This is a genomic window from Streptococcus halichoeri (assembly GCF_009870755.1).
GTDB lineage: Bacteria > Bacillota > Bacilli > Lactobacillales > Streptococcaceae > Streptococcus > Streptococcus halichoeri.
Window position 1 is genome coordinate 80,884 of record NZ_WLZU01000001.1, and the last position, 21,366, is coordinate 102,249.

General features: G+C 42.1%; 20 protein-coding genes. 18 read left to right on the top strand and 2 right to left on the bottom strand.

The features are described from left to right. Positions 1–109 precede the first annotated feature (109 nt). The 18 genes from argR (at position 110) to nrdG (ending at position 18,773) form a co-directional block, all read left to right on the top strand. A complete protein-coding gene (argR, locus tag GWD08_RS00380) occupies positions 110–547 on the top strand; it encodes an arginine repressor (RefSeq protein WP_159548318.1) in 438 nt (145 codons plus the stop codon). Then, positions 544–780: a hypothetical protein gene (locus GWD08_RS00385; RefSeq protein WP_231700367.1), complete on the top strand. Its 237-nt coding sequence runs from the start codon at positions 544–546 to the stop codon at positions 778–780. Before argR ends, GWD08_RS00385 begins: the two co-directional genes overlap by 4 nt. A gap of 103 nt (positions 781–883) precedes the next feature. Continuing rightward, the gene (gene mutS / locus GWD08_RS00390) at positions 884–3,442 is read left to right on the top strand and encodes a DNA mismatch repair protein MutS (protein WP_159548321.1); all 2,559 of its coding nucleotides are present in this window, start codon (positions 884–886) and stop codon (positions 3,440–3,442) included. Positions 3,443–3,519: 77 nt separating this feature from the next. Next, positions 3,520–5,508: a DNA mismatch repair endonuclease MutL gene (gene mutL, locus GWD08_RS00395; RefSeq protein ID WP_159548324.1), complete on the top strand. Its 1,989-nt coding sequence runs from the start codon at positions 3,520–3,522 to the stop codon at positions 5,506–5,508. A 10-nt stretch (positions 5,509–5,518) separates the two neighbouring features. After that, positions 5,519–6,754: an MDR family MFS transporter gene (locus GWD08_RS00400; protein WP_159563866.1), complete on the top strand. Its 1,236-nt coding sequence runs from the start codon at positions 5,519–5,521 to the stop codon at positions 6,752–6,754. Next, positions 6,747–7,343 (top strand): Holliday junction branch migration protein RuvA, encoded by a 597-nt coding sequence (ruvA, locus tag GWD08_RS00405; protein WP_159563867.1) that lies wholly within the window; start codon positions 6,747–6,749, stop codon positions 7,341–7,343. The genes GWD08_RS00400 and ruvA overlap by 8 nt, the downstream gene beginning before the upstream one ends. Positions 7,344–7,355: 12 nt before the next feature. Beyond that, positions 7,356–7,907: a DNA-3-methyladenine glycosylase I gene (locus GWD08_RS00410; RefSeq protein WP_159563868.1), complete on the top strand. Its 552-nt coding sequence runs from the start codon at positions 7,356–7,358 to the stop codon at positions 7,905–7,907. 106 nt (positions 7,908–8,013) lie between these two features. Further along, positions 8,014–9,285 (top strand): competence/damage-inducible protein A, encoded by a 1,272-nt coding sequence (locus GWD08_RS00415; RefSeq protein ID WP_159563869.1) that lies wholly within the window; start codon positions 8,014–8,016, stop codon positions 9,283–9,285. A gap of 70 nt (positions 9,286–9,355) precedes the next feature. Further along, complete coding sequence (gene recA, locus GWD08_RS00420; protein ID WP_159563870.1) at positions 9,356–10,495, top strand: recombinase RecA; 1,140 nt, start codon at positions 9,356–9,358, stop codon at positions 10,493–10,495. A gap of 648 nt (positions 10,496–11,143) precedes the next feature. Further along, the gene (gene spx / locus GWD08_RS00425) at positions 11,144–11,542 is read left to right on the top strand and encodes a transcriptional regulator Spx (RefSeq protein ID WP_159563871.1); all 399 of its coding nucleotides are present in this window, start codon (positions 11,144–11,146) and stop codon (positions 11,540–11,542) included. A gap of 254 nt (positions 11,543–11,796) precedes the next feature. Beyond that, complete coding sequence (locus GWD08_RS00430; RefSeq protein WP_159546220.1) at positions 11,797–12,066, top strand: IreB family regulatory phosphoprotein; 270 nt, start codon at positions 11,797–11,799, stop codon at positions 12,064–12,066. After that, complete coding sequence (gene ruvX, locus GWD08_RS00435; RefSeq protein WP_159546222.1) at positions 12,063–12,482, top strand: Holliday junction resolvase RuvX; 420 nt, start codon at positions 12,063–12,065, stop codon at positions 12,480–12,482. Before GWD08_RS00430 ends, ruvX begins: the two co-directional genes overlap by 4 nt. 10 nt (positions 12,483–12,492) lie before the next feature. Beyond that, positions 12,493–12,804 carry a DUF1292 domain-containing protein gene (locus tag GWD08_RS00440; protein ID WP_159546224.1) on the top strand — a complete coding sequence of 104 codons (312 nt, stop codon included), beginning with the start codon at positions 12,493–12,495 and terminating at the stop codon, positions 12,802–12,804. A 531-nt stretch (positions 12,805–13,335) separates the two neighbouring features. Then, the gene (locus GWD08_RS00445; protein ID WP_159548336.1) at positions 13,336–14,895 is read left to right on the top strand and encodes a DUF2079 domain-containing protein; all 1,560 of its coding nucleotides are present in this window, start codon (positions 13,336–13,338) and stop codon (positions 14,893–14,895) included. A 117-nt stretch (positions 14,896–15,012) separates the two neighbouring features. Continuing rightward, positions 15,013–17,208 (top strand): anaerobic ribonucleoside-triphosphate reductase, encoded by a 2,196-nt coding sequence (gene nrdD, locus GWD08_RS00450; protein ID WP_159563872.1) that lies wholly within the window; start codon positions 15,013–15,015, stop codon positions 17,206–17,208. 94 nt (positions 17,209–17,302) lie between these two features. After that, positions 17,303–17,446 carry a hypothetical protein gene (locus tag GWD08_RS08640; RefSeq protein WP_167547754.1) on the top strand — a complete coding sequence of 48 codons (144 nt, stop codon included), beginning with the start codon at positions 17,303–17,305 and terminating at the stop codon, positions 17,444–17,446. Between the two features lie 209 nt (positions 17,447–17,655). Continuing rightward, positions 17,656–18,162, top strand: a complete 507-nt coding sequence (locus GWD08_RS00455; protein WP_159545986.1) for a GNAT family N-acetyltransferase — start codon at positions 17,656–17,658, stop codon at positions 18,160–18,162. Continuing rightward, the gene (gene nrdG / locus GWD08_RS00460) at positions 18,159–18,773 is read left to right on the top strand and encodes an anaerobic ribonucleoside-triphosphate reductase activating protein (RefSeq protein ID WP_159563873.1); all 615 of its coding nucleotides are present in this window, start codon (positions 18,159–18,161) and stop codon (positions 18,771–18,773) included. Before GWD08_RS00455 ends, nrdG begins: the two co-directional genes overlap by 4 nt. A gap of 723 nt (positions 18,774–19,496) precedes the next feature. On the opposite strand, the gene GWD08_RS00465 is transcribed toward nrdG, so the two are convergent. Then, a complete protein-coding gene (locus tag GWD08_RS00465) occupies positions 19,497–19,850 on the bottom strand; it encodes a hypothetical protein (RefSeq protein WP_159563874.1) in 354 nt (117 codons plus the stop codon). A 269-nt stretch (positions 19,851–20,119) separates the two neighbouring features. Continuing rightward, positions 20,120–20,869, bottom strand: a complete 750-nt coding sequence (yaaA, locus tag GWD08_RS00470) for a peroxide stress protein YaaA (protein WP_159563875.1) — start codon at positions 20,867–20,869, stop codon at positions 20,120–20,122. Positions 20,870–21,366 lie beyond the last annotated feature (497 nt).

The window sequence follows — 21,366 nt, forward strand, 5'->3', positions numbered from 1 at the left end:
ATCAACCTTTAGCTAGCCTTGCTTTGAAAAAAAGACAGAAGAATAATGCTAAAATACTATTTTTTTGATATAATCCAATAGGATAATTATACAGTCGGGGATAAAGATAATGAATAAAATCGAGCGGCAGCAACATATCAAACGCATCATTCAAGCACAGCGCATTGGCACCCAAGAAGAAATCAAAAAGCATCTGCAAGCAGAAGGGGTGCTTGTAACCCAAGCTACCTTATCACGAGATCTAAGAGAATTAGGTCTGCTAAAATTAAGAGATGAACTGGGAAAGCTGTATTATAGTTTGGCAGAGCCAATGACCACACCTTTTAGTCCGGATGTTCGTTTTTATATCTTGAGCGTTAATCGAGCAGGCTTTATGCTGGTTTTACATACCAACCTTGGTGAGGCAGATGTTTTGGCCAATCTGATTGATAATGATGGCATTGAGGATATTTTGGGTACAATTGCTGGCGCAGACACCCTGCTCATTATTTGCCGTAATGAAGCTATTGCGAGGCAATATGAGCAAGATTTGGCGGCGGGCCTATGAGTGACTATGAGCTAGCTTTAGCACACTTAATCACAAGGCTAAAGCAGCATCCAAGTATTCTTGCTTATCATGCGGCCAAGCAAGAACTGGATCAACTACCAGCTCTGTCAAAGAAAGCTTATGAGATGAAGGTGAAGCAACAAGATGGGATCATCTTCACTCATATTGCAAAAGATCTTGCTGCTGAGCAGTCCTTACAAAGAGCCCAGTCGCTGGCAAGAGAACTAGATTAGCACCCTCTTGTCGAAGCTTACCGTGCTAAAATGCAAGATGCCAGTGACTTGTTACACCATATCACACAGATGATTGAAGAAGAGTTAAATAAGGAGTTTTGACATGACAAAAACGACGATCTCTCCTGGAATGCAACAGTATTTGGCAATCAAAGAAAATTATCCCGATGCCTTTTTACTCTTTAGGATGGGTGACTTTTACGAATTATTTTATGATGATGCTGTCAAGGCAGCGCAAATTTTAGAAATAGGACTAACCAGCCGCAATAAAAATGCTGAGAATCCTATTCCAATGGCGGGAGTACCCCATCATTCAGCCCAGCAATACATTGATATTTTAGTGGAAATGGGCCATAAAGTGGCCATTGCCGAGCAGATGGAAGACCCAAAACAAGCTGTCGGTGTTGTCAAACGCGAAGTTGTCCAAGTGATTACCCCAGGAACGGTGGTGGATTCTGCCATACCAAACACTGCTAATAATTTCTTAGTTGCGGTGGATTTTATGGGGCAAGATTATGGCTTAGCTTATATGGATTTGGCAACAGGAGAATTTTTTGTTACTAATCTAGATAGTTTTGCTAGTGTCTGCAGTGAAATATTGAATCTGCAGGCCAAAGAAGTTGTTTTAGGGTTTTCTCTGTCAGCAGAAGAGGAGGAGCGCTGTGTAAAGCAATATCAGTGGCTACTTTCTTATGAAACAGACCTCATTGATGAAACAGATTTAATTGTGGATACCTTAACGACAATTGAGGTGCAAGCAAGTAAACGCTTGTTAAGCTATGTTCATAAAACACAAATGCGCGAGCTTAGCCATTTACAAAAGGCGGTGCATTACGAGGTAAAAGATTACTTGCAGATGTCTTATGCCACGAAAAACAGCCTTGATCTAGTAGCGAATGCGCGAACAGGCAAAAAGCATGGCAGTCTATACTGGCTGTTAGATGAAACTAAAACAGCTATGGGGATGCGTCTGCTCAAAGCTTGGATAGACCGGCCCCTCCTTCACCATGAGCAAATTCTTGAGCGGCAAAATATTATACAAGTCTTTTTAGATGCCTTTATTGAGCGGGTGGATTTGAGTGATAGTTTAAAAGGTGTCTATGATATTGAACGCTTGACCAGCCGGGTTTCGTTTGGCAAGGTTAATCCCAAAGATCTCTTACAGCTTGCCCAGACGCTTAGCAAGATTCCAACGATAAAATCAATTTTACAGAGTTTTCGGAGTAAACACCTTGACAAGCTTGTCAAGGACTTAGATCCTTTGCCAGAGTTGGCGCATTTGTTGAGCTCGGCGATTAACCCGGATGCTCCGGCAACGATTAGCGAAGGGGACATCATTAAGACCGGCTTTGATGAGCGCCTGGACCATTACAGGCTTGTCATGAAAGAAGGGACGAGCTGGATTGCAGATTTAGAAGCTAGAGAGCGCGAAGCATCAGGGATTAACAACCTCAAGATTGACTATAATCGAAAAGATGGTTACTATTTCCATGTCACTAACTCTCACCTGGATTTAGTACCTGAGCATTTCTTTCGAAAAGCAACGCTGAAAAATTCGGAGCGCTATGGCACCACTGAGTTAGCCAAAATTGAAGGGCAGATGCTAGAGGCGCGAGAAGAATCGGCCAATCTAGAATATGATATTTTCTTGCGTATTCGTAGTCAAGTGGAAGCTTATATTGGACGCTTGCAAGCCTTGGCCAAGGCCATTGCAACGATTGACGTTTTGCAAAGTCTGGCAACTGTAGCTGAAAATAATCATTATGTGCGTCCAATTTTTAATAGTACACGAGATATTATTGTTGAAAACGGGCGTCATGCTGTTGTAGAAAAGGTTATGGGGACGCAAGAGTACATTCCTAACAGCATTGATTTACAAGCAGGTAAGACCATCCAACTGATTACAGGGCCTAATATGAGTGGTAAATCCACTTATATGCGTCAACTAGCCTTGACAGTTATCATGGCGCAAATGGGATCCTATGTAGCAGCTGATCAGGTTAAAATGCCAATATTTGACGCTATCTTTACACGGATTGGTGCAGCAGATGACCTTATCTCTGGCCAGTCAACTTTTATGGTGGAAATGATGGAGGCTAATCATGCCATCCAGCGCGCAAGTAAGCATTCCTTAATTCTCTTTGACGAGTTGGGCCGTGGGACCGCGACTTACGACGGGATGGCCCTAGCGCAATCTATTATTGAATACATCCATGATTATGTGGGAGCAAAAACTCTTTTTGCCACTCACTATCATGAGTTGACAGAGCTGTCAAGAAAACTCAAACATCTAGAAAACGTCCATGTTACCACCCTTGAAAAAGACGGCGACGTGACCTTCTTGCATAAGATCAGTCAGGGACCAGCCGATAAATCTTATGGGATTCATGTCGCAAAGATTGCCGGTCTGCCTGCTTCCTTGTTGCAGCGTGCTGATACCATTTTGAGTCATCTCGAGGACCAATCACATGCTATTTTACACCCAGAAGCAGAAGACTCTGCGCTGGTAGAGGCACAGCCAGCAAGCCAACAGCTCTCTTTATTTACAGAGGAATCAGCAGTAAGAGAGAGCTTGGTTCAAGAACTAGCTCAGTTAGACCCACTCAATATGACTCCATTAGAAGCAATGGCAGCCCTTATCTCACTCAAACAAAAGCTCTAATTGCTAAACACTAGTTACACACCTAAGTGACTAGTGTTTTATGCTATAATAAACAATATGAAAAGCGAGGAAAAGATATGTCAAAAATAACCGAATTGCCAGAAGTTCTCGCCAACCAAATTGCTGCTGGTGAGGTCGTTGAAAGACCAAGTAGTGTTGTCAAAGAATTGGTAGAAAACGCCATTGACGCCAATAGCACGCAAATTAGCATTGAAATTGAAGAATCTGGCTTAAAGAAAATAAAAATTAGTGATAATGGTTCTGGGATGTCTGAAGAAGACTTACCCCTTAGCTTGCTTCGGCACGCCACCAGTAAAATTAAAAACCAAGCGGACCTATTTCGCATTCGGACGTTAGGTTTTCGGGGCGAGGCCTTACCTTCTATTGCCTCCATCAGTTACCTGACGATTGAAACAGCAACAAAAACCTCATCGCACGGTGCCCGGTTAGTGGCTAAAGGCGGAAAGATTGAGACCTTAGAACCATGTTCTACACCTGTGGGTACTAAAGTCACTGTTGAAAGTCTCTTTTTTAATACCCCAGCCCGTTTGAAATACATGAAAAGCCTACAGGCTGAGCTGGCTCATATAGTGGATATTGTTAACCGCCTTAGTTTAGGGCATCCGGAGATTTCCTTTACCTTGATAAGTGATGGCAAGCAGATGACAAAGACGCAAGGAACAGGGGATCTGCGCCAGGCAATTGCTGGTATCTATGGTTTACAGACAGTTAAGAAGATGATTGCAATTTCACAAACTGATTTGGACTTTGAAGTCAGTGGCTATATCAGTTTACCTGAATTGACCAGGGCTAATCGCAATTATATTTCTCTCTTAGTCAATGGCCGCTACATCAAGAATTTCTTACTTAATCGGGCCATTCTTGATGGCTATGGTTCTAAGCTAATGGTGGGCCGTTTTCCCATTGTGGTCATTGCCATTAAGATTGATCCGTACTTAGCGGATGTCAATGTCCACCCTACTAAACAAGAGGTGCGGATCTCTAAAGAGAAGGAATTGATGGCGCTTATTAGTCAAGCAATTGCTGAGAGCTTACGGGAGCAGGATTTAATTCCTGATGCTTTAGAAAATTTGGCCAAATCAAGTATTAAGTCATCAAATAAGCCCGAGCAAACAAGCTTTACACTGCCGTCAAGCCCTGAAAGAGATAACTTTGATTTTGCTAGCTTGTTTCAACCTCAAACCGTTACGGAACAATCATCGCCAGCTTATGCTGTTAATCACACAGAAAAAAGCACTGAGCCTTATGAACCAAGCTTACCTAATATGGGAGAAGAGCATAGTGTTGACCAAGGTCAAGTGCGCATCAAGCACGCTAGCCGCCTAGCACCAGACGATGCAGACCATGGTGACCACCCTAGTTTACAGGGTGAAAGTAAGGGGAAAATTGATCGCCTTTTGCATCGTTTAGAAGAAGAACAAGCCTCGACTTTCCCGGAAATTGATTACTTTGGCCAAATGCATGGGACCTACCTATTTGCACAAGGCAAAGATGGCCTTTTTATCATTGATCAGCATGCTGCCCAAGAGCGGGTTAAATACGAATACTATCGCGAGAAAATTGGTGATGTTGATAGTAGCTTGCAGCAATTATTAGTACCTTACCTCTTTGAATTTTCTGGTGCTGACTTTATTAATTTGCAAGAAAAGCAAGCTATGCTGGAACAAGTTGGTATTTTTTTAGAACCCTATGGGCATAATACCTTTATTTTAAGGGAGCATCCGATTTGGATGGCAGAGAGTGAAATTGAATCCGGCATCTATGAAATGTGTGATATGTTGTTGCTTACAAATGAGGTTTCTGTGAAGCGTTACCGGGCTGAATTGGCCATTATGATGTCTTGCAAGCGTTCCATCAAAGCTAATCATACTTTGGATGATTATTCTGCTAGGCGTTTGTTGCAAGAGCTAGCGCAGTGCCAAAATCCTTATAATTGCCCACATGGACGCCCTGTCTTGATTCATTTTACCAACTCAGATATGGAAAAGATGTTTAGGCGGATACAGGAAAATCATACGAGTCTAAGAGAGCTTGGCAAATATTAGAGAGGTAACTATGGGAGAATTTCTAGCATTACCAAAACAAATCAAACTGCGGCAACTGGTTCGGTTTGTTACCATTACTTTAGGTAGTAGTGTCTTTCCGTTTATGGCTATGTATTATACTCACTATTTTGGTACCTTTTGGACAGGAATCGTCATGATGCTGACCAGTTTAGTGGGGTTTTTAGGGACACTCTATGGTGGCCATTTGTCAGATGCTATTGGTCGCAAATGGGTCATTATCGTGGGCTCCTTTGGAGCAACCGGCGGCTGGCTTTGTACCATCCTTGCGAATTATCCTGGGCACACCCTTCCTGGTCTCACGCTTATTGGTATTTTACTGGTTGAATTTGCGTCTAGCTTTTATGCGCCAGCTTATGAAGCCATGCTGATTGACCTTACTGATGCAAGCAATCGTCGCTATGTTTATACTCTTAATTATTGGTTTATTAACATTGCAGTCATGTTTGGAGCAGGTCTTGCTGGTTTGTTTTATGATCGGTATTTCTTTGAATTATTGCTGGCCTTGTTTGTGGTTTCACTGATCTGCTTAGGCGTTGCTTATCTGTACTTTCAAGAGACTAAGCCAGCTAGTCATCATTTTGAACATGGCTCAGGAATTTTAGCAACTTTTGCTAATTATCGTTCGGTCCTTAGTGATCGGGCCTTTATTTGGTACACACTGGGTTCAAGTTTGTTTGCTTCGATTTGGATGCAAATGGACAACTATGTTCCGGTACATTTAAAGCTCCATTTTCACACACAGGTCCTTTTTGGTCAGACGATTAGTAGTGCTAAGATGCTTTCTATTATGGTGTTTACAAATACGATACTAATTGTCGTTTTTATGACTTCGGTTAATAAATTGACAGAAAAGTGGTCTTTATTACCACAACTCGTCGTTGGCTCAGCTATCTTTTCGTTGGGCATGCTCTTAACCTTTTCCTTTGATCACCTTTTGCCAATTTGGATTGCCGTTTTAATTTTTACGTTAGGAGAAATGATTAATGTTCCAGCTAGTCAGGTGTTACGTGCCGAAATGATGAATCAAGAAAAAATTGGTTCTTATACAGGATTTGTCTCAATGGCTAATCCCATTGGGTCTATCCTTGCTGGTTTATTAGTATCCATTAGTCATTTTGGAGGGAGATTGGGAGTACAGCTGCTTTTTATTGCAATTGCCTTTACAGGTATGTCAACCATTGTCAAGGCTGCTCAGATGAAACAAGAGGGAACAAAACATGTTTGATTATATTAAAGGACAATTGACCAAGATCACTGCCAAATATATTGTTGTTGAAGCGAGGGGCCTGGGCTATATTATCTATGTAGCCAATCCCTATAGTTTTACAAATAGTGTCAACCAAGACGTGACAGTTTATTTGCACCAAGTCATCCGTGAAGATGCCCATTTACTATTTGGCTTTCATACGGAAGATGAAAAGGCTGTCTTTTTAAACTTAATCTCTGTCTCTGGGATTGGACCAACGACAGCGTTAGCAATAGTGGCCGTTGATGATAATGAGGGCTTGGTGGCCGCAATTGACAATAGTGACATTAAATACTTGATGAAGTTTCCTAAGATTGGTAAGAAAACGGCCCAGCAGATGATTCTCGACTTGGCTGGTAAGTTTACAGACTTGACAGAAAACGAAGCGCAAGCTAAAGCAGCCCAGCAATCAGACAATCACAATCTGGATGAGGCGATGGAAGCCCTCTTAGCGCTGGGCTATAAAGCAAATGAGCTCAAGAAAATACGGACGTTCTTTGCGGGAACGGAAACGCAGACGGCTGAGCAGTACATAAAATCAGCCCTCAAGATGCTGATGAAAGCTTAGGTGGCAAAAACGATGAAGCGATGTTCCTGGGTACCAAAAGGCAATCACCAATATGAAGCTTATCATGACTTGGAGTGGGGCAAGCCCTTGACAGATGATCGTGCTTTATTTGAGCTGTTGTGTTTAGAGACCTATCAGGCGGGTCTATCTTGGGCGACGGTTTTGAAAAAACGGCAAGCCTTTCGTCAGGTGTTTCATAACTATGAGATTGCCAGTGTGGGGCAAATGGGAGCGCAGGACTTGGCTAACGCTTTAGAGAATCCACAGATTATCCGCCATAAGCAAAAGCTACAAGCCACTATTACCAACGCCAAAGCGGTGCGGATCATTCAACAAGAAAGGGGCAGTTTTGCAAACTATCTCTGGGAGTTTGTCGGTGGTGAAGTCATAATGAATCGTGTTGATGCGCAACACCCTGTTCCCGCTCAAACACAACTCTCACAGCAATTAGCTAAAGATTTGAAAAAGCGAGGTTTTGCCTTTGTCGGACCAACAACGGTTTACGCTTTTTTAGAGGCAGCAGGCTTTGTTAATGACCACGAGGTAGATTGTGATTTTCGTTAATAGGAGGGGCTTTGGCTTTCTCACTTTACTGGTCAATTCTTGGGAAAAGAATTGACTTTTTGTTAAAATAAGGATGTAAAATTCGAATAATAAAGTAGGTGACAGGATGAAAGCTGAACTGATTGCAGTTGGTACGGAAATCTTAACAGGACAAATTGTGAATACTAATAGTCAATTTCTTTCTGAAAAGATGGCTGAATTAGGTATAGATGTCTATTTTCAAACAGCTGTCGGTGATAACCAAGAACGCTTATTGCAGGTTATTGACCTGGCCAGTAAGCGGAGTGATTTAGTTATTTTATGTGGAGGGTTAGGTCCAACCGAGGATGATTTGACGAAACAAACGCTTGCAGCTTATTTGCAGCGTCCTTTAGTAGTGGACAAGCAAGCCCATCAGAAATTAGATGACTTTTTTGCTCAACGGCCTAAGCACCATCGGACCCCTAATAATGAACGTCAAGCCCAATTAATCAAAGGGGCCATCCCTTTGCAAAATGACACAGGTCTAGCTGTTGGTGGCTTTTTAGAGCTTGATCAGGTGACTTATGTGGTCTTACCTGGTCCACCAAGTGAATTGAAACCCATGGTGAACCACCATCTTATTCCTTTACTAAGCAAGGATCAGTCGCGCCTTTATTCCAAAGTGCTACGTTTTTTTGGTATAGGGGAGAGCCAACTGGTTACTGTTTTAGCGGATTTAATAGAGGGGCAAACTGACCCAACGCTTGCCCCCTATGCCAAGATTGGTGAGGTCACTCTACGCTTGTCCACAAAGGCAAGCAGTGAAGTGCAGGCGCAACGCTGCTTGGCTGATCTGGAAAGACGCATATTAGCTCGTAAGAGTTTAGATGGCTTACCTTTGAGTGATTTTTTATATGGTTATGGAGAAGACAATAGTTTAGCAGCAGAGACGTTTCGCCTCTTAAAGAAAAAAGATAAGACAATTACAGCAGCGGAGAGCTTAACTGCTGGTCTCTTTCAAACAAAATTGGCGGAGTTTTCGGGCGCATCAGAGGTGTTTAAAGGTGGCTTTGTCACCTACAGTATTGAAGAAAAGGCAAACATGCTAAAGCTTTCGTTACCAGATCTCAAAGAGCATGGCGTGGTTAGTGCCTATACTGCTGAGCAAATGGCTCTAGGCGCAAAACGGCAAGTTGGTGCCGATTTGAGTGTTGCTCTAACAGGGGTAGCTGGTCCATCTATGCTAGAAGGTCAGCCTGCTGGTACAGTTTTCATTGCTGTTGCTAGTCAAGACGATGTAGTGGTCAATAAGTTTTTAATTGGCGGAAAAAGCCGAAATGAGGTAAGATATATAGCAACACTACACGCCTTTAACATGGTCCGAAATGCTTTATTAAGTGAGGACAGTTTGATATAATGGATTGATTGTGACCTAAAAAATAGCCGGTCTGTTTTTTAGTCAAAGGTAGTGATATGAGGAGAAAAGAGTGGCAAAAAAAGGAAAAAAAGCTGAAGAAATCAGTAAAAAATTTGGCGATGAACGTCGCAAGGCACTAGATGATGCCCTAAAAAACATTGAAAAAGATTTTGGTAAAGGTGCCGTGATGCGCCTAGGAGAGCGTGCCGAACAAAAAGTTCAGGTAATGAGCTCAGGGAGTTTAGCACTAGATATGGCGCTTGGAGCAGGCGGCTACCCTAAGGGCCGGATTATTGAGATCTATGGACCGGAATCTTCTGGGAAGACAACAGTCGCTTTGCATGCCGTCGCTCAAGCTCAAAAAGAAGGAGGCATTGCTGCTTTTATTGATGCTGAGCACGCCTTGGACCCAGCTTATGCTGCTGCTTTAGGAGTTAATATTGATGAGTTGCTACTGTCTCAACCAGATTCTGGTGAACAGGGCTTAGAAATAGCTGGCAAGCTGATTGATTCTGGTGCCGTTGATTTGGTGGTAGTGGACTCAGTTGCTGCGCTGGTTCCCCGGGCCGAAATTGACGGCGATATTGGTGATAGTCATGTCGGTTTGCAAGCTCGGATGATGAGTCAAGCTATGCGCAAATTGTCTGCTTCTATTAACAAGACAAAGACTATTGCTATTTTTATCAACCAGTTACGTGAAAAAGTTGGGGTTATGTTTGGTAACCCGGAAACAACGCCAGGTGGTCGCGCGCTTAAGTTCTACGCATCTGTGCGCCTAGATGTCCGTGGTAATACTCAGATTAAGGGAACCGGTGACCAAAAAGATAGCAATATTGGTAAAGAAACAAAGATTAAAGTTGTAAAGAACAAGGTAGCACCTCCGTTTAAGGTGGCAGAAGTGGAAATCATGTACGGAGAAGGCATCTCGCGTACAGGTGAACTCATCAAAATAGCTTCTGATATGGATATTATCCAAAAAGCTGGCGCATGGTTCTCTTACAATGGTGAAAAGATTGGTCAAGGTTCGGAGAATGCAAAACGTTATTTAGCAGATCATCCTGAGGTTTTTGATGAGATTGATCGTAAAGTCCGTGTCAAAGCAGGTCTAATTGACGATGATCAAACGCCTAGTGAGGTAGCAGCTGTTCCTGAAGAAACAGCAGCTGAATTGGTGCTAGACTTTGATGACTCCATTGAAATCGAAGAATAGCACTCTGTGGCAATCAAGCTTTTAGTGAGTAGATTAAAATTAAGCGGCGAGCGGTGGTTCCTTGCTGGGATTAGAAGTGAAGTTTATGAAGTTCATTTAGATTAACAATAGGAGAGCCGCTCAATGTTTCGTTGTTTACCCAAGTAAAATGAATGAAGATAGTCGGTCCCTAAGGGCAGCGGCTATGTTCCATTCATTTTTTTGTGTTGTTTAGGGCTCAGAAAAAGGGGCCTTCATATGTATATGTAAAGGTCTTCCTCCTAGCCGTTTTTGAAGTCGGAGGTTGACCTTAGCATGTGTTCCTGAGTTTCTTTTAAAAACTGAGAGCATAGTGTCCCTTATAGCTTACTCTTTGTTTTTTGCTGTTCTTGCTAACGAGGACATTGCCAGTTTATTGCTAGTTGCAATGTTTATGATACTGTTCAAAGGGCCAAGTCGTACAGCTGTGCAGCCAAGGACGTGTGCTTGTTATAGCAGAGCTTTGATTGCAAAATGCTCAGCAATCCCTCTAAATCAAGGATTATAAGGTCTTAATAGCCAATATTTGCCTAACCCTATTTGAAAAAATAGGTCCAAAGACCGATACTTCTCCAATTCTGTCTATGTTACAATGACAGTATCACGAGATAGAAAGTGAGAACTAACGACATGATTAAGATCTATACTATTTCAAGTTGTACCAGTTGTAAAAAAGCAAAGACATGGCTTAATGATCATAAATTAGCTTATAAAGAACAAAATTTAGGAAAAGAACAGCTCACAAAAGAGGAAATTTTAGCTATTTTATCCAAAACAGAAAATGGTGTTGAGAGCATTGTCTCTTCAAAAAATCGCTATGCTAAGGCCTTGAACTGTAATATTGATGAGTTAAGTGTCAGTGAAGTGGTGGATTTAATTCAAGATAATCCTCGGATTTTAAAGAGCCCGATCTTAATTGATGATAAACGTCTTCAGGTTGGCTACAAAGAAGATGACATTCGCGCCTTCTTACCTCGTTCGATTCGTAATATTGAAAATACTCAGGCACGTTTGCGTGCAGCCCTGTAAGCTGTTTTAGGTAGAAGCTGACTTGTTGGCAGTCTTAGTGAGTGTGAGCCTATCATGAAACACGTTTGAAAAGCTTTTTCCGGTTGCAATTAGTGGCTATTTGTTTTTGATGAGGAGTGGTCTGCGGAGCTTGAAATAAGTCTCAAGTTTTCCTGGCACTCCTTTTTAGTGACCTTTAATTAGATTTCTTGTTAATTCCTAAAAAATAGGCTATAATATAACATGGTACTTAATGTTAGAAAGAAGGTGTAAGTATGGGATTTACAGATGAAACAGTTCGTTTTAGATTAGATGATGGTGAAAAAAAAGAAATCAGTGAAACTTTAACGGCTGTTTACCAATCTCTTGAAGAAAAAGGTTACAACCCGATCAATCAAATTGTAGGGTATGTATTAAGTGGTGACCCTGCTTATGTACCTAGATACAATGATGCGCGAAACCAGATTCGCAAGTACGAACGTGATGAGATAGTAGAAGAGCTGGTCCGTTATTATCTACAAGGAAATGGAATCAACGTAAAATGAGAATAATGGGGCTTGATGTCGGCTCAAAGACAGTTGGTGTTGCCATTAGTGATCCTTTGGGTTTTACCGCTCAGGGATTGGAAATTATTGCTATTGATGAAGAAAAAAATAGTTTTGGTTTTGAGCAAATTGGTGACCTGGTAAAGCAATACCAAGTGGAAAAATTTGTGATTGGTTTGCCCAAAAATATGAATAATACTTGTGGACCGCGCGTGGAAGCCAGCAGAGCTTACGGGGATAAACTTGAAGCATTATTTCATCTACCGGTTGTGTATCAAGATGAGCGTTTAACTACAGTTCAGGCAGAGCGAATGTTAGTTGAACAGGCTGATATTAGCCGACAGAAACGCAAAAAAGTTATTGATAAGTTAGCTGCTCAGCTGATATTACAAAATTATTTAGATAGATCTTTTTAAGGAGAAGCATATGGCACATACGCACGACCATGATCATAATCATGAACACGATGTTATCACCCTTGTTGATGAGCAGGGCAATGAGACCCTCTTTGAAATTTTGTTGACCATCGATGGCCGGGAAGAATTTGGTAAAAATTATGTTTTGTTAGTCCCAGCTGGTTCAGAAGAAGACGAGTCAGGTGAGATTGAAATTCAGGCCTATTCATTTATTGAAAATGAGGATGGAACAGAAGGCGACCTTCAGCCCATCCCTGAAGACTCCGATGCAGAGTGGGATATGATTGAAGAAGTCTTTAATAGCTTTTTAGACGAAGAGTAAGGAATAGCCAGCTTGGCTATTTTCCTAAAAAAGCAGAAAGCAATTGACTAAAGCATTTGAGCATGTAACCAGAAAATGCAGTGGATAAAGGAGTGACGACTCTTAGAAATGTTGACATGACAGCCTTCTAGGAGTTTTTTCATTTTCAGTGATAAAAGAAATAAGATGGAAGAAAATAGTGTCAAAATCGAGATTTTCTTCAAACTTTTTTCGTTATGAGGCCAGTTAAAAACTCTCAGAAACATTGACATATTAAGCTTTCTAATAGTTTGACAACTCAATAACCCGCTTAGGCTAATCCCAATTAGGCTATTCTATAGGAGTTTGTTGACGTTCTGAAATAGCCAGCTTGGCTATTTTTTTGTTTTTTAGCATGGTAAGGGCGATTGGCTCAACAAAGAGCCTGGCAAAAGGCACAGGCTGTTTAGACCCTTTTTTGCTAGTGAAGGAGGCTAAGGTCGAAAACGGGGAGAAATTGACTAAATGTCAGTTTTTGATATACTTGTTGTAAGATTATTCAAGGAGAAAACAGTGAATCACAGACCTGATGCATTACAGTATCAACCCCCAACAACTATTGCCTATAATGGTTCCACACTACATACGACCAAGTATGAGACCAAGGTGCCCCATTTACATAAGCTGCAGATTCTAATTTTAAGTTTCTTGGCCAGCTTTTTAACAGTGGCTAATCCTTTTTTGGCAGATTTGTCCAATAGTTTGCAATCGCAATATTTGTATATTGGTCAGCTGTTGCTACGGGGCCAGTTACCTTATAGCGATATTTTTTCCACAGGTGGTATCCTTTATTTCTTGTTAATAGCGATTAGTTATGCCTGGGGCTCTTCTTTTTGGTTGATAGCTTGGCAGACCCTTTTCTTTTACGGTGCGGGCATTTATTTTTATAAACTGGTAGCCTATTTTACGTCTAATCAAAAAGTAGCCTCCGTTTTCACTGTTTTTTATTTTTTAGGCTCGTTCGGCTTAGGCTTTGGTGGGCTTTATCCCATCCAGTTTGCGATGCCCTTCTTGTTGGCTGGCCTTTGGTTTTTAACAAAGTATTTTGCCCAGTTGACTAAGGATGAAGCCTTTATTTTCTTTGGCTGCGCTTGTGCTCTAGCCATGCTCTTGGAACCACGTAGTCTGGTGTTTGGGCTGGTGAGCCTTGTGGTGGTTATGAGTTATAACTATCAAAAAAGGCATTTGGCTCGCGGCTTCTATCAATTCTTGGCAGCTGTCTTTGGCTTCTTACTTGTATGTTATACTGCTGGCTATTTTATTTTAAGTCTGCAACTCTTAAAACCTTATCTTAACCAAGCTTTTCTCTATTCATTAACGACTCCAGGCTCAGGAGTTCACCCGCTACTGCTTGGTTTCTTGCTACAACTGGTGGTGGCTGGTGGCTTAGGGCTCTTTACAGGGCTTGGTTACTTTCTGGAACACCGTAAGGAAGAAGACGATGCTTGGGTCAAATGGTTGATGGTAATTGTGGCGTTTGGCTATCTTTTTCTGGCTTTATTTGCTAGGGAGTATCTTACCTACCCTTTGCTAGCGATGCTACCTTTTGCGCTTATTTTAACAGCAATTCCGGTTAATCAGCGTTTTAACAAATATACCCAACGGACAACGCACCATCGCTCAAAGAATCATAGTGCTTCTTGGTTGATTAGGTTCATTTACCTGCAGCGACACTTCTATCTGCCTTTAGTAACGATTTTGCTTCTGGTGGCTTGGCCGCTCATTGGCTATGTGCGTGATTTGCCAGTTCACAAGGAACGCCATGCGATTAGCCAATACCTCTTAAAGAATGGTAGTATCACTGATCAGCTCTATGTTTGGGATACTTCTGCTCGCATTTACCAAGAAACGCAGATGAAATCCGCATCGCATTTTCCAACGCCACTGGTGAATTTATCTACTAAAGCTAATAAGCAACTCTTGGTGGATGAATTGCTCCAAAACAGGGCTCGCTACATTGTCGTTAATCAAAAGCTTCCGCTTCCTGCTAAAATAGGTAAGGTATTAAAAACAAATTATCGAAAAGTTCGCAAGGATTCTAGCAAGCACTTTCATTTATATCAGAAAAAATGAGCATTTCAGTTTATAAAGTCTAATAAAATCAATATATTGTGGTAATAAATTATATTTACCACAATATATTGATTTTTTCTGGTTGAGTGATATAATATGTCAGTAAGGAGAATAAGAATGACCCAAGAAACTCTTAAGCAAGTTGAGCAACCTGAAATAAAAGTAATTAAGCGCGATGGTCGCCACGTTGATTTTGATACTCGCAAAATCTACAGTGCGCTTTTGAAGGCCAGCAGCAAGGTGACACGGATGTCACCATTGGTCGAAGCAAAGTTAGAAGCGATTTCAGAGCGTGTGGTAGCAGAGATTAGTGAACGTTTTCCCACAAATGTCAAAATTTACGAAATTCAAAATATTGTTGAGCATGAGCTGCTAGCAGCTAATGAATACGCGATTGCACAAGAATATATTCATTACCGTACTAAGCGTGACTTTGCCCGTTCGCAAGCAACTGACATTAATTTTACCATTGATAAATTGCTAAATAAGGATCAGACGGTGGTTAATGAAAATGCTAACAAAGATAGTGATGTCTTTAATACCCAACGTGATTTAACTGCTGGGATTGTGGGTAAGTCAATTGGTCTAAAAATGTTGCCGCCCCATGTGGCTAATGCGCACCAAAAAGGGGATATTCACTATCATGACTTGGATTATAGTCCTTATACCCCAATGACCAATTGTTGCTTGATTGACTTTAAGGGCATGTTAAGCAAGGGCTTTAAGATCGGCAATGCTGAGGTGGAGAGTCCTAAGTCCATTCAGACAGCGACAGCTCAGATCTCACAAATCATTGCTAATGTCGCTTCTAGCCAGTATGGTGGCTGTACTGCCGATCGTATTGATGAGTTTTTGGCACCCTATGCGGAGTTAAACTACGCTAAGCACATGAAGGATGCCAAGCGTTGGGTGGCAGAGGATCAGCGCGAGCAATATGCCTTGGAAAAAACCAAAAAAGATATTTATGATGCTATGCAGTCCCTGGAGTATGAGATTAATACCTTGTTTACTTCAAATGGGCAAACACCTTTTACTTCTTTAGGTTTTGGTTTGGGGACTTCCTGGTTTGAGAGGGAAATCCAAAAAGCTATTTTAGAGATTCGGCTCAAGGGTCTTGGGAGCGAGCATCGGACGGCTATTTTCCCAAAATTAATTTTTACCTTAAAACGTGGGCTTAATCTCGAAGAGGGCTCGCCTAACTACGATATTAAGCAATTAGCCTTGGAGTGTGCAACCAAGCGCATGTATCCAGATGTGCTCTCCTATGATAAGATCATTGATTTAACTGGCTCTTTCAAGGCTCCGATGGGCTGTCGTTCCTTCTTGCAAGGCTGGAAGGACGAAAACGGGCAAGATGTTACGTCAGGGCGGATGAATTTAGGAGTTGTTACGATGAATCTACCCCGTGTGGCGATGGAATCAAACGGTGACATGGACAAGTTCTGGCAGCTCTTCTTTGAACGACTAGCAATTGCTAAGGATGCCTTAGTTTATCGTGTTGAACGTGTCAAGGAAGCGACACCGGCTAATGCGCCTATCTTGTATCAATATGGAGCATTTGGTAAGCGGCTTTCTAAGAATGGTCATGTCGATGAGCTTTTCAAGAATCGCCGTGCAACGGTTTCACTAGGCTATATTGGCCTATATGAGGTCGCCTCTGTCTTTTATGGGGGAGACTGGGAAGGCAATACAGAAGCAAAGGACTTCACGGTAGCCATTGTTAAAGCGATGAAAAAAGCTTGTGAGGAATGGTCTACCGAATATGACTACCATTTTTCAGTGTATTCAACGCCGTCTGAGAGTCTGACCGATCGCTTTTGTCGGTTGGACACTGAGAAATTTGGTATTGTGGAAAACATTACAGATAAAGAGTATTATACCAACTCTTTCCACTATGATGTACGTAAGGACCCAACACCTTTTGAAAAGTTAGACTTTGAAAAGGTCTATCCAGAGGCTGGTGCATCGGGCGGCTTTATTCATTATTGTGAATACCCTGTCTTGCAGCAAAACCCTAAAGCTTTGGAGGCTGTCTGGGATTATGCCTATGATCGTGTAGGCTACCTGGGCACCAATACCCCCATTGATAAGTGCTATCAATGCTACTACGAGGGCGATTTTACGCCAACTGAACGGGGTTTTATGTGTCCAAACTGTGGCAACAGTGACCCTAAGACCGTGGATGTGGTTAAGCGGACCTGTGGCTATTTAGGCAACCCTCAGGCGCGTCCAATGGTTCATGGCCGTCACAAGGAAATAGCGGCGCGTGTGAAACATATGAATGGTTCCACCATTAAATATCCCGGACGTTAATGGACGAGCTTATTTGCGTGCCCTAGCCCTTAGGGGAGGAAGTGCGAGAGCTTGACTTAGCAGATAGAAAGAATCAGAGAATAAAGGAAAGAGAATGGGAAAATACCAATTAGACTACAAAGGCATGCAACAGGTAGAAAAATACCACGAGAAGCATTCGCGTGCTAAGCAGGACAAAAAAGCCAAGCTTGAGGCGCTAAAGGAGCAATTTGTCAAGAAAACAAGAAAGCAACAGTGAGGTTTGTGAATGACTGGTGCCATGATAGCAATTGGCAGTATTTCACAGAAAGCTTCGTTACCCTATATGCGACAAATCCCTGGGATTAAATGCATGTGTTTACACAAAAACAGCTGTGCAAGCAGCTGTCTGTAGCTTATGCCTAGGCTAGCGATTAGTGCTGCAAGGGAAGAATGAGGTATGCATTTACCCAAGTAAGGAGCGAGAAGATGGAATTACGTCGGCCCAAGTCTAGTGACCAAGCAGCTGTCATGGAAATGATGGCTGAGTTTCAGGCATTTCAATCCCCGCATGATGGTGGTTTTTGGGACCTGACGGATTTTGACTATCAAGCTTGGCTTGAGCAAAATCAGCTGCGAGAAGCCGGTCTTTCCTTGAGAGCTGATCAGGTTCCTTCAATCCAATTGGTTGCTTTTAATCAGCAAGGGCGGGCGCTAGGCTTCTTAAGTTTACGCTTAGCACTAAATGCGGCCCTACGCCAAAAAGGCGGCCACATTGGCTACTCGGTCCGCCCTTTAGAGCGGCGCAAGGGCTATGCCACGGCCATGCTGGCCCAGGGCGTGAGCTTAGCGAGGCAAAAAAATATCACCCGGGTCTTGGTGACTTGCTCAAGGACTAATCTAGCCAGTAGAAAGGTTATTTTAGCTAATCAAGGTCAACTCGAAGATATTCAAAACGGGGTGGAGCGTTATTGGATTAGCAAAGGAGACTCATGACAAATAGTAATTGGAATAACCCTAAACCCCAAGAATGGAAATCTAAAGACTTAAGCCAGGGACGGATTATTGATTATAAGGCCTTTAATTTTGTTGATGGGGAAGGCGTGCGCAATTCCTTATATGTCTCAGGCTGTATGTTTCATTGCAAAGGGTGCTACAATGCTGCCACCTGGTCCTTTAAAGCAGGCATTCCTTACAGTCAGGAATTAGAAGAACAAATCATGACAGATCTGGCCCAACCCTATGTGCAAGGCTTGACCTTGCTTGGGGGGGAGCCTTTTCTCAATACCGGTATATTGCTTCCGCTGCTCAAGCGTGTTCGAACAGAGTTACCAGAAAAAGATGTGTGGTCTTGGACCGGCTACACCTGGGAAGAATTAATGCAAGAGACGCCGGACAAACTGGAGATGCTAGAGCTGATTGACATTTTAGTTGATGGTCGCTTTGACATTACAAAGAAGAACTTGATGTTGCAGTTTCGCGGTTCAAGCAATCAGCGGATCATTGATGTGGCTAAGTCCTTAGCGACCAAGCAGGTCGTTATCTGGGAAAAGTTAAATGACGGCGATCAAGCTTTTGAGCAGGTATCGCGAGACCAGCTCTTGTGACATGTCAAAAAAGCTAAAGCTAAGCTTGAACTTGGCGGGACTTGCGGCCAAATCTCAGGGGCCTGCTTCCCTAGAAGAGCAGGCTTTGCCTGACAAGCTTTCCCCACATTATCCTCATACTTATCCACAGTCTGTGGATAAGTATGAAAATGGTGTATAACTCCCGTACTTAAGGCTTTACGGCTACTTTCTGGCGGATCTTTTAAGGCGGCCGAGCCAAATAAAGCGATGATAATGCTCTGGATTGAATAGATAGGCCAAGACAATGACAGGTACGACTAAATGCCTCTACAGCAGAAACAAGAAGGATCGTAGTTATCCCCAGGGCTAATCCTATATCATCAGCAAAGCTTGTATTGTAGAGCAGCCATCAATCTTAATAAATGTCTACCAGCTGTCCATCACAAGAAATCTGTTAAGCCTTTTTCCGGTAGTCGGTGAAAGGCTTATTTGGGTTTTGTCTGGTCTTAAAGCTCCATAGCTATTGTGTGTGGCCTCACACTAATAAGGTAACTGGTAAGTGGAATGGAAAAAGAAAGAGCTAGGTCTAAACAAGACCCAGTGGCCATCCTCAGGCGCCTTTTTAAAATCAGTCAGGACAGCACTGAAGCAAGCCTAAAAAAGCAACCTGAGGGGGCAGGTTGCTTTTTCATATTGGTGACTATAATAATAAGGTGTAAAGCATAGTCACACTGCTAGAAGGTGTTTCTAGGATATTTAAGTTTATTTGTTGTAGACTGGTGCAGCTTCTAAGAAGGTCTTACTCATTTCAGTAGTGACTTCTAGGTTTGTTTCCTGAGCTGTTTTAGCTTGGAATTTAACTAATAATTCCTTGAAGTCTTCATTAGCATGCTCTTCTAAGTAAGTTTCAGCATAAAAGTCTTCAACACCTTGCTTTGTTAAAAAGTCAAGTATTTCGCTATAACCATCTTTTTTAGGAGCTGAAAGATATTTGTCAAATTCTGAGAAGTCAGGCATGTCATCTGCCTTGCTAGTGTGAGTAGCAGTCAGGCAAGCTCCGGCTAAGGCTAGGCTGGTCATCGCTGCAATGGCAAGTTTTTTGCAAAAAGTTGTCATCTGGCTATCCTCTCTCTTATTTTTTATTTTAGGATGGGTTTCCCATCTGTAAGGTTAGTGTAACGAAAAATAGTTTAAAAATCAAATGTTTTTATAATCAGATTAAGAAATTTTCTCATAAAATTGAACGCCACTGGGAAAAGAAAAAGTCCCAGCGATCAGTGAGTTAGGGCCAGATTGGCTACAGGCTACAAGCTCTGCTATTTAGCCAGCATGGCTCAACCCTATCTAGGCTTGACTTTTTTAGCTTTAATGTAACTCATCTTTTTTTAATGATCAGCAGGGCAGTTCTTTTTGACATAGGTAAAAAGCTGAGCGGTGGATAATTCTGCCTGCCAGTGAAAGCCGTCGAAGTTTAAGTTTTTGAGGTCTTCTGGCGTTTGGCAGTTTGCTTTGGCGCAGGCCTGTAAAAAGGCACCGCGGGCTTTTTTTGAAATGGTTGAGTGCGTCTTTAATTGGCCTGCGGTTTCTTCTTTAAAGGCGATTTGCAGCCAGTTTTCTTGGCCGCCTTTAGAAAAGACCTGGGTGAATTCACTTGATAGAAGGGAAATGATGGGGGCATTGGCATGGTCATGGGCAAAGCGATCATAAAAAGGGCGCCAGTAGAGCTTGAGGCTTTTGCCTGTGATTTTGATGCTGCTGTGAAAATCGAGACGATAAGGAGCAATCGGGTAATCAAATGGGATAATCCCATACAAGGCAGAGGTGATGAAAACCTGTTGCGTGAGGTAGTTGAGTTGGCTAGCAGTCAGGCTGTCGCGTCCTAAAGAGCGATACATGAGTCCATTGAAGAGTTCAAAGGCTGGAGAGACGCAGGCCTTTTCTTGCTTGATGGCCTGAAAACGTGCTAATTCTGCTTGCGCTGCTTGTGGTGTCAGCTTAAGGGCATTGGCTAATTGGGCTGGACTCTGGGCAGCCAGGGTGTGGAGCACTGCTGGCATTCCTTTGGGAAGGTGTCCTGCTTGTGCTGTCTTGGGCTGGTTGAGTTCTTTTGCTGTTGGGATTAAAAAAGTTAACATAGTGTCATTTTAGTCGAGCTCAGGCTGGTCTGTCAAGGTGAAATGTGGCTGGGCCTTGCTTTGGATAGTTTGCTTAAGGTTTTTATTTAATATTCAGTAAGATTTCTTTTTAATGCTAGTTAGTTTACAAACAAATGACTGGACTAAAATGTGTTTTGTGGCAAACTCTGCTAAAGACTGTTATAATAAGGTATGGTTAACTTTTTAATTAAGACTACTTAATAAATTAATTTTTACATTTTTTACAATATGCTTAAATCGTCTATATTGTGGTATTTTGTGTTGAAGACCACTACATTTTGTGTTATTATTGATTCAAGCCTGTTGATAAAACAGAAAATCGGAGCAAGTAAAACGAAGACCTGTTTTTCGTTTTACAATAACACAGTTGACTTTGGGTGATGACTCAATGTTAAGAATAGATTATCAATTAACTTTTCAAGATGGGTACTTTTTATCAAGACGTCCCGTCTTGAGAGGTTTTTTGTATGCCAAAA